Annotated in this window: 15 protein-coding genes; 14 read left to right on the top strand and 1 reads right to left on the bottom strand. The window is 71.9% G+C overall.

The annotated features are described in order from the left end of the window. Positions 1-8: 8 nt before the first annotated feature. The 7 genes from AC4BG9_RS11335 to AC4BG9_RS11305 all read left to right on the top strand — a co-directional run bounded on the left by AC4BG9_RS11335 (position 9) and on the right by AC4BG9_RS11305 (position 8,091). On the top strand, positions 9-1,295 hold the full coding sequence (locus tag AC4BG9_RS11335) for an MFS transporter (protein WP_490571204.1): 1,287 nt from the start codon (positions 9-11) through the stop codon (positions 1,293-1,295). Positions 1,296-1,383: 88 nt separating this feature from the next. Next, on the top strand, positions 1,384-2,544 hold the full coding sequence (locus tag AC4BG9_RS11330; protein ID WP_490571203.1) for an acyl-CoA dehydrogenase family protein: 1,161 nt from the start codon (positions 1,384-1,386) through the stop codon (positions 2,542-2,544). Continuing rightward, positions 2,544-3,044: a nuclear transport factor 2 family protein gene (locus AC4BG9_RS11325; protein WP_490571202.1), complete on the top strand. Its 501-nt coding sequence runs from the start codon at positions 2,544-2,546 to the stop codon at positions 3,042-3,044. The genes AC4BG9_RS11330 and AC4BG9_RS11325 overlap by 1 nt, the downstream gene beginning before the upstream one ends. A 77-nt stretch (positions 3,045-3,121) precedes the next feature. Further along, positions 3,122-3,691 (top strand): nuclear transport factor 2 family protein, encoded by a 570-nt coding sequence (locus AC4BG9_RS11320; protein WP_490571201.1) that lies wholly within the window; start codon positions 3,122-3,124, stop codon positions 3,689-3,691. Next, positions 3,688-5,346, top strand: a complete 1,659-nt coding sequence (locus tag AC4BG9_RS11315) for an FAD-dependent oxidoreductase (protein ID WP_490571200.1) — start codon at positions 3,688-3,690, stop codon at positions 5,344-5,346. Before AC4BG9_RS11320 ends, AC4BG9_RS11315 begins: the two co-directional genes overlap by 4 nt. An 88-nt stretch (positions 5,347-5,434) precedes the next feature. Then, entirely contained in the window at positions 5,435-7,216 is a 1,782-nt protein-coding gene (locus tag AC4BG9_RS11310) for a flavin-containing monooxygenase (protein WP_490571199.1), read from the top strand. Beyond that, positions 7,213-8,091, top strand: coding sequence for a mycofactocin-coupled SDR family oxidoreductase (locus AC4BG9_RS11305; RefSeq protein ID WP_490571198.1), 879 nt, complete (start codon positions 7,213-7,215; stop codon positions 8,089-8,091). Before AC4BG9_RS11310 ends, AC4BG9_RS11305 begins: the two co-directional genes overlap by 4 nt. 77 nt (positions 8,092-8,168) lie before the next feature. Here the strand turns inward: AC4BG9_RS11305 and AC4BG9_RS11300 are convergent, their stop codons facing one another. Next, a complete protein-coding gene (locus tag AC4BG9_RS11300; protein WP_490571197.1) occupies positions 8,169-8,999 on the bottom strand; it encodes a mycofactocin-coupled SDR family oxidoreductase in 831 nt (276 codons plus the stop codon). A gap of 184 nt (positions 9,000-9,183) precedes the next feature. Here AC4BG9_RS11300 and AC4BG9_RS11295 point away from each other — a divergent pair, with 184 nt between their 5' ends. The 7 genes from AC4BG9_RS11295 (at position 9,184) to AC4BG9_RS11265 (ending at position 14,854) form a co-directional block, all read left to right on the top strand. After that, positions 9,184-9,588, top strand: a complete 405-nt coding sequence (locus AC4BG9_RS11295; protein ID WP_490571196.1) for a nuclear transport factor 2 family protein — start codon at positions 9,184-9,186, stop codon at positions 9,586-9,588. A gap of 85 nt (positions 9,589-9,673) precedes the next feature. Continuing rightward, the gene (locus AC4BG9_RS11290) at positions 9,674-11,191 is read left to right on the top strand and encodes an AMP-binding protein (protein WP_490571195.1); all 1,518 of its coding nucleotides are present in this window, start codon (positions 9,674-9,676) and stop codon (positions 11,189-11,191) included. Next, positions 11,184-11,618 (top strand): hypothetical protein, encoded by a 435-nt coding sequence (locus AC4BG9_RS11285; protein WP_490571194.1) that lies wholly within the window; start codon positions 11,184-11,186, stop codon positions 11,616-11,618. Before AC4BG9_RS11290 ends, AC4BG9_RS11285 begins: the two co-directional genes overlap by 8 nt. Beyond that, complete coding sequence (locus AC4BG9_RS11280) at positions 11,615-12,040, top strand: MaoC family dehydratase (protein ID WP_490571193.1); 426 nt, start codon at positions 11,615-11,617, stop codon at positions 12,038-12,040. Before AC4BG9_RS11285 ends, AC4BG9_RS11280 begins: the two co-directional genes overlap by 4 nt. After that, the gene (locus AC4BG9_RS11275) at positions 12,037-12,486 is read left to right on the top strand and encodes an acyl-CoA thioesterase (RefSeq protein ID WP_490571192.1); all 450 of its coding nucleotides are present in this window, start codon (positions 12,037-12,039) and stop codon (positions 12,484-12,486) included. Before AC4BG9_RS11280 ends, AC4BG9_RS11275 begins: the two co-directional genes overlap by 4 nt. After that, positions 12,483-13,022 carry a nuclear transport factor 2 family protein gene (locus AC4BG9_RS11270; protein ID WP_490571191.1) on the top strand — a complete coding sequence of 180 codons (540 nt, stop codon included), beginning with the start codon at positions 12,483-12,485 and terminating at the stop codon, positions 13,020-13,022. The genes AC4BG9_RS11275 and AC4BG9_RS11270 overlap by 4 nt, the downstream gene beginning before the upstream one ends. A gap of 107 nt (positions 13,023-13,129) precedes the next feature. Further along, a complete protein-coding gene (locus AC4BG9_RS11265; RefSeq protein ID WP_490571190.1) occupies positions 13,130-14,854 on the top strand; it encodes an FAD-dependent oxidoreductase in 1,725 nt (574 codons plus the stop codon). Positions 14,855-14,858 lie beyond the last annotated feature (4 nt).

Here is a 14,858-nt window from a genome sequence, read left to right as displayed (position 1 = left end):
GTCCACACGTGCGTCGGGAGGCCCGCCGCCGTCCTGGAGGACGGTCGGCGGGCCTGCTCGCGTTCCTGCTGCTCGGCACCGCGGTCGCGGTGCCGACGCTGCTCGGCCTGCTCTCGGTCGAGCTCACCGCCGACCTCGGCCTCGACGACGCCCGCCTCGGCCTGGTGGTCTCCGCCTTCTGGGCGGTGACCGCGGTCGCCGCCCCGCTCGCCGGGCGCTGGGTGGACGGTCGCGGCTGGCCCGCCGGCGCGTGGTGGGGTGCGCTGCTCATCGCCGGCTGCCTGGCGGCCTGCGTGCTCCTGGTCGACTCACTGCCCGCGCTGCTGGCGGTGGTCGCGTTGAGCGGGCTCGGCTACGCCTTCGCCTCGCCGACCAGCAACCTCGCGGTGATGGCGACGGTCGCCCCCGGCCGCCAGGCCTCCGTGCTGGGCCTCAAGCAGACCGCGCCCCCGCTGCTGATGACGGTGGCCGGCGCCACCCTGCCCGCCCTGGCCCACGTGCACGGGTGGCGGCCGGCGATGGCCGTCGGCCTGGTGCTGCCGCTCGCGGTGGTGGGCGGGCTGCTGCTTGCCGCCCCCGGCAGCGCCGGGGAGGCCTCCGGAGTCCACGACCCGCCCGGGTCGGCGCCGCCGGCGGATCCCCTGCGGGCGGCCCCGGTGGTGGTCGCCGCCGGTCTCGGGACCTTCGCGGTCGCCACCCTCACCGGCTTCGCGGTGCTGAGCCTGGTCTCGGCCGGGCTGCGCCCGGTGCAGGCGGCCGGCGTGGTCTCCGCGGGGAGCCTGGTGGCCGTGCTGGCCCGGGTCGCGGCCGGCTGGTGGCTCGACCGCCGTCCGCCCGACGACCTGGCTCCGCTGCTGGGCGTGATGGCCGTCGCGGTGGTCGCCCTCGCCCTGGTCGCGGTCGGCACCCTGGGGCTGGACGCCGCCTCCGGCTCCGGGGGCCCCGGGGAGGCGGGCGGGACGGCGGGCGAGGCGGCGGGCGGTGAGGTGTGGCGCGCCCTGGTGGTCGCCGGCGTGCTGCTCAGCCTGGTCGCGGCGTGGACCTGGCCCGCACTGCTGCTGGTCACGCTGGTCCGTCGCTCGGCGGGGGCCGGGGCCGCCAGCGGCCTGCTCCAGCTGGGCAGCGGGGTGGGGTCGGCCGTCGGCCCGATCGGCTTCGGCCTGCTCTCGGCGGCCGGCGGTCGTGGCTGGGCGTGGGCGCTGATGGCGCTCACCTCGGCCGCGGCGATGCTCCTGGTCCGCGTCGCGGCGCGGCCGCCCCGCGCTGCCGCGGCGCAGCCTCCGCTCGGGGGGTGACAGCGCAGCATCCTTAGTGATAATAGTGATAAGGAAATCTTGTGAGCCGGGACACGTGAGCCTGAGCCACCCGAGAGCAGGAGGAAGCATGGACTTCGCCGTGGACGAGACGCACGAGTCCATCAGGCAGGCGGTGCGAGCCATGTGCGCCCGGTTCGACGACGACTACTGGATGCAGCAGGACGACAAGCACGAGTTCCCCTGGGACTTCTACAACGCCGTGGCCGAGGCCGGCTGGCTCGGGCTGAGCATCCCGGAGGAGTACGGCGGGGGCGGCCTCGGCGTCCAGGAGGCGGCCGTCGTGGAGCGCGAGATCTCCGCCTCGGGGGCCGGCATGGCCGGCTGCTCGGCGGTCCACATCGGCATCTTCGGCTTCGAGCCCCTGATCCGCCACGGCAGCGAGAGCCTCAAGAAGCGCTTCCTGCCCCGCGCGGTCTCCGGCGAGCTGCACGTCTCCTTCGCGGTCACCGAGCCCGACGCCGGCACCGACACGCTCAACCTGCAGACCTCGGCCCGCAAGGTCGACGGCGGCTGGCTCGTCTCGGGCAAGAAGGTCTGGATCACCAAGGCCCAGGAGGCGGAGCGGATGTTCCTCCTGGTCCGCACCTCCCCGCGCGAGGGCAAGGCGCACCGCGGCCTGACCCTGATGTTCGCCACCCTCGACCCCGAGGCCGTGACCATCCGCGAGATCCCCAAGCTGGGACGGCACGCGGTCGACACCAACGAGCTCTTCATCGACGACCTCTTCGTCGCCGACGAGGACGTCATCGGCGAGGTCGGCGAGGGCTTCAAGGTGATCCTGAGCGGCCTCAACGCCGAGCGGGTGATCTCGGCCAACGCGGCGCTGGGCCTCGGTGAGGCCGCGCTGCGCCGCGCCGTCGCCTACGCCAACGAGCGGATCGTCTTCGGCCGGCCGATCGGGCAGAACCAGCTGATCGCCGGCCAGCTCGCCGAGGCCCGGATCCGCCTCGACGCGGCCACCGCCATCTGCGACAAGGCGGCCTGGATGGTCGACAACGACATCCCCTGCGGCCGGGAGGCCAACATGGCCAAGTTCCTGGCCAGCGAGGCCGGCTTCAACGCCGCCGACGTGGCGATCAACGTGCACGGCGGCTACGGCTACGCGAAGGAGTACCACGTCGAGCGGTACTTCCGGGAGTCGCGCCTCAACCGGATCGCCCCGATCAGCCAGGAGATGGTCCTCAACTACGTCGCCGAGCACGTGCTCGGGCTGCCCAGGTCCTACTGATGCCCGGGGTCGGGGGCGCCGACGGTCTCGAGGGGCTGCTGCTCCAGCGCGAGGCCGAGCGGCTGCTCCACGCCTACCAGCGGCTCGTCGACGCCAAGGACGTCGACGGGCTGGGCGAGCTGGTGACCCGCGACGTGCTGCTCGCCCGCAAGGGCGAGGAGACCCGCGGTCGCGAGGCGTTCCTCGACCTCTACCGCCGGTTCGCGGCCTCGGACGTCGAGGTGGCCCAGCACATGGCCACCAACGTCGAGGTCTCCCCGCTCGGCACCGGTGCCTACGACCCGGTCCGGTTCGACGCCACCTTCTGGGTGGTCACCACCCACGCCTCCGGCGAGGCCAGGATGGTCTGGGGCCGCTACCGCGACGACATGGTGCGCGACGGCGGGCGGTGGCTGATCAGCGCCAAGCGGATCCAGGTCAAGGGCACGGCGTTCGTCGACCCGGCGGCGATCGCGCCGGCGTCGATGGAGTCGTTCGGTCCGCGCCCCGACCGACGCTGACACGGCCGACCCTGACACGGCCGACCCTGACCCGACCGACGCCCGAGGCCGCCGACACCGAGGAGAAGGAGACAGACATGACGACCACCGAGGAGAGGCTGCGCCGGCTCGAGGACAGGCAGGCGATCGCGGACCTCGTGCACCTCTACGGGTTCGTGATGGACGAGCGAGACCTGCAGGGGCTGGAGAGCCTCTTCACCGCCGACGCCCACCTGACCTCGGCGGACGGGGTCTTCGACGCCCGCGGCCTCGAGACGATCGCCCAGACCTACCAGGGGCGCTACGACTCCCTGGGCGCCACCCACCACTTCATGCACTCGGTGCTCACCCGCTTCGACGGGTCGGACCCCGACCTGGCCACCGGGCTGGTCAGCGGGCACGCCGAGCTGGTGCGCGAGGGGGAGACCATGTGGGTCGCGCTGCGCTACCACGACGTCTACCGCCGTACCGAGCGCGGCTGGCGGATCGCCGCCCGGCAGCTGGGCTACATGTACTACCTGCCCGCCTCGGAGTACGTCGAGACGATGAAGAGCGACCGGCGCACCCTGGTCTACGGCGATCCGCGGCCCGCCGACTGGCCCTCGGTCCTCCACGGTGGCGACCTCGGTTGGCTGCGTTCCTTCTACACCGACGGGGTGGGCGCATGAGCGGCCAGAGCACGGACCAGACCGCCGACCGGACCACCGGCCAGGCCTTCGAGGAGACCTTCGACGTCGTCGTGCTCGGCAGCGGCTGCGCCGGGATGATGTCGGCGCTCAGCGCCGCCGACCGGGGCGCCCGCGTCGCGCTGCTGGAGAAGGCCGACGTGCTCGGCGGCACCACCGCGCTCTCCAGCGGGGTCGCCTGGCTGCCGGCCAACAAGTACCAGGCCGAGCACGGCGTGGTCGACTCCGAGGCCGACGGCCTGGACTACCTCTCGGCGCTCTCCCACGGTCTCATCCGCCCCGAGATGGCCGAGGCCTTCGTCTCGACCGTCAAGGAGATGCTCGACTGGGTCGAGGACCGCACCCCGCTGCGGATGCGCCTGGTCCCGGGCTATCCCGACTACCACCCCGAGCACCCCGGCGGGATGCCGGGCGGTGGCCGCTCGACCGAGCCCGAGCTCTTCTCCTTCCACGAGCTGGGGGAGTGGGCGGACCGCTTCCTGGGCTTCCCGCGCTCGATGTACGTCGGCGAGACGCCGGTCGGCGGCGGCACCGGCTTCCTCGAGCCCGCGGAGGAGTCCCGCCGCACCGAGCAGGCGCTCGAGGGCCTGGGCCGCGGCCTGCTCGGGGCGCTGCTGAAGGGTCTGCTCGACCGCGACGTCGCGGTGCGGACCTCGGCCGACGCCGTCCGGCTGGTCACCGACTCCGGTCGGGTCACCGGGGTGGAGCTGGCCGACGGCCGCAGGATCGGCGCGCGTCGCGGGGTGGTGCTGGCCACCGGGGGCTTCGAGCGCGACGAGCAGCTGGCCCGCGCGTTCCTGCGCGGCCCGCTCAGCCACTCGCCAGGCGCCCCGACCAACACCGGCGACGGGCTGCGGATGGCCATGCGCGTCGGTGCCCAGCTCGGCGTGATGCGCGAGGCGTGGTGGGTCCCGGTCGTCACGATCCCCGGGTTCGAGGGGGAGCAGTACGCCAACCACGGCATCCAGCTGCTGCAGCGCGAGCGCACCCTGCCCCGCACGATCATGGTCAACGCGGACGGGCGGCGGTTCACCAACGAGGCCGCCAACTACAACGCGCTGGGGGCGGCCTTCCACGTCTTCCACCCGACCCGCTTCGAGTACGAGAACCAGCCTGCCTGGGCGGTCTTCGACCAGGGCTACGTCGAGATGTACGGCGGCTACGGCATCCCCGCCGGCGGCGAGATGCCGGAGTGGATGACCCGGGCCGACACCGTGGCCGAGCTGGCCGTCGAGATCGGCGTCCCCGCCGGGGAGCTGGAGGCCACGGTCGCCCGGTGGAACGAGCTGTGCGCCCAGGGCCGCGACACCGACCACGGTCGCGGGGAGTCGGCGTACGACGGGTGGTGCGGCGACCGCAGCCACTACCCGGGGACCGCCGCCACCCTGGGTCCCATCGACCGCGGCCCGTTCTATGCCGCGCCGGTGCACTCGAGCTCGCTCGGCACCAAGGGCGGCCCGCTGACGACGCCCGACTGCGAGGTCGTCGACGTCGACGGCGACCCGATCCCCGGCCTCTACGCGGTGGGCAACGCGATGGCCGCGCCGACCGGGATGGTCTACGGCGGCGCGGGCGGCACCCTCGGGCCGGCGATGGTCTTCGGGTACCGCTGCGGGCGCGCCGTCGCGGGGGAGTGAGCGCTCCACCCTCTTGTCGGCCCTGATGTGATCTGAGACACTTTCACCAATTCATGATTACGGATATCAGGATTGGAGTCTCGGGCCCATGACAACGACCGACGAGAGGGTGGCACCCGACCTGGGTGCCCTCACCGGAGCGTGGCTGGAGCAGTTCCGGGCGATGCTGGCGGAGGGTGTCGGCGCCGCCGTGCCGCAGCTCTTCCACGCCGACGGGTGGTGGCGCGACCTGCTCGCCCTCACCTGGGACCTGCGCACCGCCCACGGCCACGACGCCCTGGCGGCCAGGATCGAGGAGCTGCCCGCAGGACCGGTGACGCTGAGGCTCACCGACGCCCCCGCCCTGGTCGAGGCGGGAGCCGAGCCCTGGGTCCAGGCCGGCTTCGACCTGGAGACCCCGCTCGTCCGCGGGCGAGGGGTGCTGCGCCTGGTGGAGCGCGACGGCGCCTGGCGGGCGTGGACCCTGCTGACCGCCGCCGACGAGCTGGTGGGCCACGAGGAGCTCACCGGCACCAGGCGGCCGCTCGGCGGCGCGCAGGGTGCCGACCGGATGGCGCGCAGCTGGTCGGAGACCCGCCGGCGCCAGGAGGAGTTCGCCGACGGTGAGCCGGCCGTGCTCGTGGTCGGCGCCGGGCACGGCGGCCTGGGGCTGGCCGCCCGGCTGGGCTGCCTCGGGGTGCCGACCCTGGTGGTCGACCGCGGCGAGCGGGTCGGCGACGGCTGGCGCAACCGCTACGACTCGCTCGTGCTGCACGACCCGGTCTGGTACGACCACCTGCCCTACCTCCCCTTCCCGCCCAGCTGGCCGGTCTACACGCCCAAGGACAAGCTGGCCGACTGGCTCGAGTCCTACGCCCGGATCATGGAGCTCAACGTCTGGACCGGTACCGAGCTGGTGGAGAGCACACACCGCGGTGCCGACGGCTGGGAGGTGACGCTGCGGCGCGCCGACGGCACGGTGCGCACCGTGCGACCCCGGCACCTCGTGCTGGCCACCGGGGTCAGCGGCACCGAGCCCAACCTGCCCGACCTGCCGGGCGCCGAGGAGTTCACCGGGCTCGCCTGCCACTCCAAGGACTTCCCCCGCGGCGCCGACTTCGCCGGACGTCGCGCGGTGGTGGTCGGGAGCTGCAACAGCGGCCACGACATCGCCCAGGAGCTCCACGAGAAGGGCGCCGCGGTGACGATGGTGCAGCGCTCGCCCACCTACGTGGTCAGCGTCGCCGGCTCGGGTCTCGCGATGGCCGGCCTGTACGACGAGAGCGGGCCGCCGACCGAGACGGCCGACCTGCTCGGTGCCTCCTTCCCCTTCAACTGCGCGCCGGAGATGCACCAGGCCACCACCGCCGCGATGGCCGAGCACGACAAGGAGATGCTGGCGGGCCTGGAGCAGGCCGGCTTCCTCACCTCCTCCGGGATCAACGGCACCGGCGCGCTCCAGCTCTTCCTGCAGCGCGGCGGCGGCTACTACATCAACGTCGGCTGCTCGGAGCTGATCGCCGCGGGCGAGGTCGCGGTCCGCTCCGGGGTCGGCGTACGCCGCTTCACCCCCGAGGGCCTCGAGCTCGACGACGGCACCGTGCTGGAGGCCGACGTGGTCGTCTTCGCCACCGGCTACAAGGGGATGCTCGAGACCGCCCGCCGGCTGCTCGGCGACGAGGTCGCCGACCGCTGCGGTCCCGTCTGGGGCCTCGACGCGGAGGGCGAGCTCCAAGGCGTGTGGCGCCGCTCGGGACAGGAGGGCCTCTGGTTCATGGGCGGCAACCTCGCGATGGCCCGCTTCTACGGCAAGTTCCTCGCGCTGCAGATCAAGGCAGACCACGAGGGGCTCCTCGAGCCCCGCACCCTCTCGGAAGGCAGGACCGCATGACCGACAGCACCACCACGACCTCCCCCCAGCAGGGGGCCGGACCCCTGGCCGGCAAGGTCGCCCTCATCACCGGCGCCGCGCGCGGCCAGGGCCGCAGCCACGCGCTGCGCCTGGTGCGCGACGGGGCGGCGATCATCGCCGTCGACCTCTGCGACCACATCGGCAGCCTCGACGGGTTCTACGACCTGGCCACTCCCGACGACCTCGCCGAGACGGTGCGTCAGGTCGAGGCGGCGGGCGGGCGCATCCACGCCGCCCAGGCCGACGTGCGCGACATCGACGCGCTGACCGCGGCCGTGGACGCCGGGGTCGCCGCGCTCGGCAGCCTCGACGTCGTGGTGGCCAACGCGGGCATCTTCACCTTCGGCGAGGCGACCCACGAGGTGAGCGCCGACGCGTGGCGCGAGCTGATGGACGTCAACGTGACCGGCGTCTGGCACACCTACAAGGCGGCGGCGCCACACCTGCTGGCGGCCGGCCCCGGTGGCTCGGTCATCATCATCGCCTCGCTGGCCGGCTTCAAGGGCCTGGCCAACGTGGCGGCGTACACCACCACCAAGCACGCGATCGTCGGGCTGATGAAGGTGCTGGCCAACGAGCTCGGGCCGCACGGCATCCGGGTCAACACCATCCACCCCAACTCCATCGACACCGACATGGTGAAGAACAGCCGGACCTACCGGCTCTTCCGCCCCGACCTGGAGGAGCCCCGGGCCGAGGACGCCGAGGCGGCGTTCGCCGGGCTCAACCCGATGGGCAAGGCGTGGATCGAGCCCGAGCACGTCTCGCACGCGGTGGCCTGGCTGGCCGGGCCGGAGTCGTACTACGTCTCGGGCGGGCAGATCCCGGTCGACGGGGGCGCGTCGGTGCAGTGACCTGCAGGGCTCGGCGACGATCCGAGCGAGTGGATGCGGACGCCCCGGGCAGTCTGCCCGGGGCGTCCGCGGCGTTCTCAGGCGATGGTGGCTCCGGCGTCCACCGGGAGCGCGACCCCGGTGATGAACCGCGCCTCGTCCGAGGCGAGGAAGAGCACGGCGTTGCTGACGTCGTCGACCTCGACCCACCCGGTGGGCAGCGGGTGCATGCCGCGCATGATCTCCTCGACGTCCTCGCGGCCGGGTGCCTCCAGGTCGGGGCGGAAGAGCCGGTAGATCGCGTCGTTGAAGAGCATCCGGGTGTCGACGTTGGTGGGGTTGACGCAGTTGACCCGGATCCCGCGGGGAGCGACCTCGTTGGCGAGCGAGCGCATCAGCCCCATCACGCCGTGCTTGGCGGCGGTGTAGTGGGTGTTGTTGGCGAGGCCCTTCATGCCGGCGATCGAGCTGGTGATGACGACGGAGCCGCCGGTGGCCAGGTGCGGGACCGTGGCGCGGACCGTCTTGAAGACGCCGGTGAGGTTGATGTCGATCATGTCCTGCCAGATGGCGTCGGTGAGCTCGGTGATCGGGAAGCTGCCGGCGATGCCCGCGTTGGCCACGACGACGTCGAGCCGGCCCAGCTCCGCGAGGGTGCGTGCGACGACGGCCTCCAGTGCGGCCCCGTCACGGACGTCGACCTGCTCGGCGACCACGCCGGCGCCGGCGGCCTTGACCAGGCGCACGGTCTCCTCCAGGTCGGCCGGCGTGGCCAAGTCGTAGCCGAGCGTCTCGACGTCGGTGCAGGCGTCGACCAGGACCAGGTCGGCCCCCTCCTCGGCCAGGCGCACCGCGTGGTTGCGGCCCTGGCCCCGCGCCGCCCCGGTGACCAGGGCGACCTTTCCGGTGAATCGATCAGTTCTCGGCACAGCGAACCTCCCCGTCTTGGAATTTTATGCCAATGATTAGCATGCGCTCCCGCGTGGGCGAAACTTTTCCGCAAGTTGCGGCGGCGCGTGGTGGACATCACGTTCTAACCATGCGCACAATATGCACGAATCGCTTCTCTCCGTGCTGGTGCGACGCCGCGCCCGCTCTCACCAAGGAGTCACCATGACTGACCGCGCCGCTCTCGAGAACCTCGCCAACCGCTACTCCCTGGCCTACGACACCGCCGATCTCGAGACGATGGAGTCGGTCTTCACCGAGGACGCCACCTTCTCGATGATCATCGCGGGCGGTGACAAGATCTCCTTCGGGCCCCGCGACGCGATCATGAAGCTGATGCGCGACTCGATGTCCTCGCAGACCGACCAGCGCCGGCACGTCAACACCAACCTGATCGTCGAGGGCTCCGAGGACGGCGTGACCAGGACCAAGCACTACCTCACCCTGATCGCCACCGAGAACGACCAGACCAACCTGCTGTCCGCGGGGGTCTACTCCTCCGAGATCGTGGAGGAGGGCGGCAGCCTGCGCTTCCGCACGCTCCACCTGGACCTCGACAAGGCCTACTGAGCCACCTGCCGCCGCCTGCCGATCTCGGAAGACTCCCCGGAGGACCTGCATGAACCAAGGACTCATCCCTGCCAAGTGGGCGCGCATGACCCCCCACCGGCAGGCCATCTACGACGCCGCCGATGACCGGCGCGTCACCTGGCGCGACTTCGACGAGCTCGTCCGCCGGATGGCCAACGGCCTGCTGGCCCTCGGTCTCACCAAGGGCGACAAGGTCGCGATGCTCTCGCGCAACTGCGTGGAGTTCCAGGCGCTCTACTTCGCCGCCGGCCGGGTCGGCCTGGTCACCCAACCGCTCAACTGGCGGCTGGCCACCCCGGCGCTGGTCGGCGTGGTCCGCGACGCCGGTCCCCGGGTGCTGATCACCCAGGGCGAGTTCGCCGAGGTGGCGACCGCCGTGGAGCGTGAGGTCGACCTGGTCGCCTCCCTCTCCTTCGGCCCCGGCTCGGACGGCAGCCTCGACGAGCTGATCGCCCGGTCGTCGGACGAGGAGCCCGCGCAGAGCGACAAGGTGGGGGAGGACGACCCGTTCTTCCTGCTCTACACCGGTGGCACCACGGGCGACTCCAAGGGCGCCCTGCACACCCACCGCAGCGCCGCGGCCGGCATGCTCAACCAGACGGTCGCGGAGCGGATCGTGCCGACCGACGTCTACATGCTGACCGGGCAGATGTACCACATCCCGATCGTGCTGGCGATGAACTACCTCAAGCACGGCTGCCCGCTGGTGCTGATGAACTTCGCGCCCAAGCTCGCCCTCGACCTGATCGAGAACGAGAAGGTCTCGGCGTTCCTCGGCGTCACCACGATGCTCAACTGGATGATGGCGGAGCCCAACTTCGCGCAGTACGACCTCTCCAGCCTGCGCAACATCCAGTACGGCGGCGGGCCGATGCCGTCCAACATCGTCCGGCAGGCGCTCGACTCCTTCCCGTGCACCCTGATCCAGGGCTACGGGCAGACCGAGGGCACCACGATGACGTTCCTCTCCCAGGAGGACCACCTCGACGCCATCAACGGGATCCACCCCGAGCGGCTCAAGTCGTGCGGCCGCGAGGGCTTCGTGACCAGCGTCCGGGTCGTCGACCTCGACGGCAACGACGTGCCCCAGGACGGGAAGACCCCCGGCCAGATCATCGTCAAGAGCCCGGCCAACATGGTCGGCTACCTCAACCGCCCCGACCTCACCGCGCAGACCCTGCGCGACGGCTGGATGTGGACCGGCGACGTGGCCACCTGGGACGAGGACCGCTACGTCTTCATCGTCGACCGCGCCAAGGACATGATCATCTCGGGCGGGGAGAACATCTACTCCGTCCAGGTCGAGGAGGCCATCGCCTCCCACCCGGCCGTGCTCGAGTGCGCCGTGATCGGCGTGCCCGACGAGGAGTGGGGCGAGACGGTCAAGGGGTTCGTGGTCCTCAAGCCGGGCGCGGAGGCGACCGAGCAGGAGATCATCGAGCAGGCCAAGAAGCACCTGGCGAGCTACCAGAAGCCGCGGTCGGTCGACTTCGTCGTCGAGCTGCCCAAGGCGCCCACCGGCAAGATCCTCAAGCGCGAGCTGCGCAAGCCGTTCTGGGAGGACCAGGATCGCAATGTCTGAGCCGGGAGGCTACGAGGACAGGGTCGGTCGCGAGTTCCCGGGGGGCGAGTACACGCTCGCCCCCTGGCGGGCCTGGCTGGTGGCCGACACCCTGCTCGACGACCCGTGGGACGAGGTGCCCCACCCGGTGCTGGCCTGGATGGCGGGCGTCGCCGGGATGGGGATGACCTGGGACGACCTCTTCGGGTGGTTCGAAGCCACCGCCGCGGACGGCCCGATGTTCGGCGAGCACCACACCACGCTGCACCGCCCCCTGGAGACCGGCGCGACCTACCAGGTCTCCGGGCGGGTGGTCTCGGTCGACCGCAAGGTCGGCCGGCGTGCCGGTGCCATGGACGTCGTCGGCTACGAGCTCGACCTGCACCGCGGCGGCGACCACGTGGCCCGCTGCTACAACTCGATCGTCTTCCCGAGGAGGTCGGCATGAGCGCGCCTGACGACGTGAGCGTCGGCACCACGATCCCCGCGCTCGAGCTCACCGTCGACCCGGAGAAGATGAAGGTGATGGCCGCGCTGCTGGCCGACCCCAACCCGATCCACTTCGACACCCGCGCGCTGGCCGCGCTGGGCATGGACGAGCGGCCGGTCAACCAGGGCCCGCTCAACATGGGCTACCTGCAGACCATGCTGGCCCGCTGGGCCGGCGGGCGCGACCGCCTGCTCACCTTCCGGGTGCGCTTCCAGGGCAACGTCCTGGCCGGCGACCGGGTGCGGGCCACCGGCACCGTCACCGCGGTCGAGGAGACCGAGCGTGGCCGGGTGGCCACCGCTGACATCAGCCTGGAGGTCGTCGGCGGCGCCGTCGTGCTCTCCGGGACCGCCGACGTGCTCCTGGAGGAGACCCGATGACGACGCTGACCCACGAGCCCGCCAAGGGCCGCCTCGCCTTCCAGCTGGCCTACGGCGACACCGACACGGTGGGCATCGCCTACTTCGACATCTACTACCGCTGGATGGAGCGCTGCTACTCCACGTGGCTCTACTCCCACGGGATCCGCAGCGGCCAGATGGCCGACGACCTCGGCGTCGTCACCGTCGGCATCAGCTCGGGCTGCCGCTACGTCGACACCGTCGAGGTCTTCGACGAGATCGTCTGCCAGGCCGTCGCCGAGCGGATCGGCAGCAGCTCCTACGCGGTGGGCTTCGAGTTCACCCGCGGTGACCGGCTGGTGACCAAGGGCCAGATGGTCTTCGCCTCGCGCAACCCGGGCGACTTCTCGAAGGCGCAGATCCCCGAGCGGCTGCGCAAGGTCCTCGGGGAGCTGCCGGCGCCCCGCTTCGAGGTCCAGGTGTGAGCGGGGCTGCCGGGGCCGACCCCCGGGTCCAGGGCCTCCTGGACCGCGAGGAGGTGCGCGACCTGGTGGCCCGCTACGCGTTGTGCGTCGACGACCACGACCTCGACGCGCTGCAGCAGATGTTCCACCCCGACGCGGTCTTCGACCGCGACGGTCACCTCGCCACGGGCTGGCCGGAGATCGCGGAGACCCTGGGCGCGTCGATGCGCGGCTTCCGGCGGATGGTGCACACCCCGCACGCCGTGGTGGTCCAGACCGCCGGCCCCGACGAGGCGGTCGGCAGCTCCAGCGGCCACGCCGAGCTCGTCACCAGCCGGGGCGTGCTGCTGGCCGCCTACCGCTACGCCGACCGGTACGCCCGCCACGAGGGTCGCTGGGTCTTCACCCGCCGCGAGGTGCGGTTCCTCTACGCGGCCTCCGCGATCGACTACGCCGCGACCCTGCCCGAGGTGGACCGGGTCCGCTTCCCGGGGGAGCCGGCCCGCACCAGCGCGGTCGTCCCGGTCGGGGACGGACATCTGCGCTCCACCCCCTAACGAGTCAAATGATTCGCAGGGATATTGACACAACAGTGATCATGATATTCACTCATCCTTAGGACCTGTGACGCAGACCACTGTCACCTGGACAAGGAGTGTTCCCGATGACCGACAGCCCCACTGCCGTGGCCGCCTCCTCCGACGGTGCGCAGGTGCCCGTCCTGGTCGTGGGCGCTGGCCTGTCCGGTCTCTCCACGGCGCTGACCTGCGCGCTCCACGGCCGCCCGGCCCTGGTGCTCGAGGCCGCCGACCTGGTCGGCGGCGCGGCCGCCTACTCCGGCGGCCAGGTGTGGTGCGGCGACAACCACGTGGCCCGGCGCGAGGGCATCGAGGGCGACTCCAAGGCGCTGACCGAGACCTACATCCGCGACGTCGCCTCCCACCTGGCGCCCGAGGTGCTCGACGAGAAGGCGCTGTTGCGCTGGATCGACGTCTCGCCCGCCGCGATGGAGTACTTCGAGGAGAACGGCGCCATCCGCTGGACCGTCATCCCGGGTCTCGCCGACTACCACAACGAGGCGGACGGGGCGCTGCCCCAGGGGCGTTACCTGACCAACGAGGTCATCGACGGCTCGGTGCTCGGGCCGTGGCGCGAGAAGCTGCGCTACAGCCCCTACTTCCCGGTCGGCACGACCTACCGCGACCTGCTGGAGAAGGGCCGCCGGGCGACGTACGTCGACGACGCCGGCGAGGAGCAGAGCGCGACCAAGCAGTCGCACGCCGGGCTGCCCGCCTTCGGCCTCTCCGACGGCACCGAGTTCGAGCGGGCCACCGACGCCGACCCGCTCACCTACGGCACCGGCGTGGTCGCCGGCTTCCTGGCGCGCGTGGTGGCCCACGAGCTGGTGGAGATCCGCACCGAGCACCGGGTCGTCGAGCTGATCACCGAGGACGGCGCCGTCGTCGGCCTCCGCGCCGAGACCCCCGACGGGACCGTGGAGCTGCGCGGTCCGGTGGTGCTGGCCACCAGCACCTACGACTGGGACCCCGAGCTGGTCCACGAGATCCTCGGCCTCACCGAGGAGGACTGGGGCTCGGTCGCCCCCGAGACGCTGCGCGGCGACGGCATCAAGCTGGCCCGCCAGGTCGGCGGCGAGATCGCCCGGATCCCCGCCAACGCCACGCCGATCCTTCCCGGATGGCGCTCGCAGGTCGGCACCGGCTTCGGCTACGGCCCGGAGTACGCGATGCCGCACTCGATGATCGTCGACCGGCACGGCAACCGCTACTGCAACGACTCCTACTGGGTCGACATCTGCCGCCGCACGCTCGACCCCGACGACACCCACCTGCCGTTCTTCCTGGTCTGGGACGACCAGCACCGGATCAAGTACGGCCTGGCCGCGACCCCGCCCGGCGGCGACTACCCCGATGGCTGGGTGACCTCGGCCGACACACTCGAGGAGCTCGGCGACAAGCTCGGCATCGACGGCGAGCAGCTGACCCGGACCGCCGAGCGGTTCAGCCAGTACGCCGACAAGGGCGAGGACCCCGACTGGGGCCGCGGCACCGTGGACTACGTCAACAAGTTCGCCGGCGACCCGGAGAACAAGCCCAGCCCCGTGCTCGGGCCCATCGTCCAGGCTCCCTTCCACGGCATCCGGCTGCGTTTCGTCGGCACCGGGATCGGCACCTCGGGCGTCCGCATCGACGGCGACGGACACGTCCTCGCCGAGGACGGAGAGCCGGTCCCCGGTCTCTACGCCGCCGGGTCGGTGGCGGCGCTGACCACCACCGGCACCGCCTACAACTCGGGAATCGCGCTCGGGCGCGGACTGACGCTGGCCTACCTGGTCGGTCGTGAACTGTCGGGCGACCCGGTCGCCTGACACC

The organism is Nocardioides sp. Z40_12 (genome assembly GCF_058215795.1).
This window is presented reverse-complemented; position numbering and strand designations above follow the sequence as displayed.

Excerpts from the sequence above, each read along its gene's own strand:
- AC4BG9_RS11330 (WP_490571203.1), top strand. The coding sequence starts at position 1,384 with ATGGACTTCGCCGTGGACGAGACGCACGAGTCCATCAGGCAGGCGGTG.
- AC4BG9_RS11325 (WP_490571202.1), top strand. The coding sequence starts at position 2,544 with ATGCCCGGGGTCGGGGGCGCCGACGGTCTCGAGGGGCTGCTGCTCCAG.
- AC4BG9_RS11320 (WP_490571201.1), top strand. The coding sequence starts at position 3,122 with ATGACGACCACCGAGGAGAGGCTGCGCCGGCTCGAGGACAGGCAGGCG.
- AC4BG9_RS11315 (WP_490571200.1), top strand. The coding sequence starts at position 3,688 with ATGAGCGGCCAGAGCACGGACCAGACCGCCGACCGGACCACCGGCCAG.
- AC4BG9_RS11310 (WP_490571199.1), top strand. The coding sequence starts at position 5,435 with ATGACAACGACCGACGAGAGGGTGGCACCCGACCTGGGTGCCCTCACC.
- AC4BG9_RS11305 (WP_490571198.1), top strand. The coding sequence starts at position 7,213 with ATGACCGACAGCACCACCACGACCTCCCCCCAGCAGGGGGCCGGACCC.
- AC4BG9_RS11295 (WP_490571196.1), top strand. The coding sequence starts at position 9,184 with ATGACTGACCGCGCCGCTCTCGAGAACCTCGCCAACCGCTACTCCCTG.
- AC4BG9_RS11290 (WP_490571195.1), top strand. The coding sequence starts at position 9,674 with ATGACCCCCCACCGGCAGGCCATCTACGACGCCGCCGATGACCGGCGC.
- AC4BG9_RS11285 (WP_490571194.1), top strand. The coding sequence starts at position 11,184 with ATGTCTGAGCCGGGAGGCTACGAGGACAGGGTCGGTCGCGAGTTCCCG.
- AC4BG9_RS11280 (WP_490571193.1), top strand. The coding sequence starts at position 11,615 with ATGAGCGCGCCTGACGACGTGAGCGTCGGCACCACGATCCCCGCGCTC.
- AC4BG9_RS11275 (WP_490571192.1), top strand. The coding sequence starts at position 12,037 with ATGACGACGCTGACCCACGAGCCCGCCAAGGGCCGCCTCGCCTTCCAG.
- AC4BG9_RS11265 (WP_490571190.1), top strand. The coding sequence starts at position 13,130 with ATGACCGACAGCCCCACTGCCGTGGCCGCCTCCTCCGACGGTGCGCAG.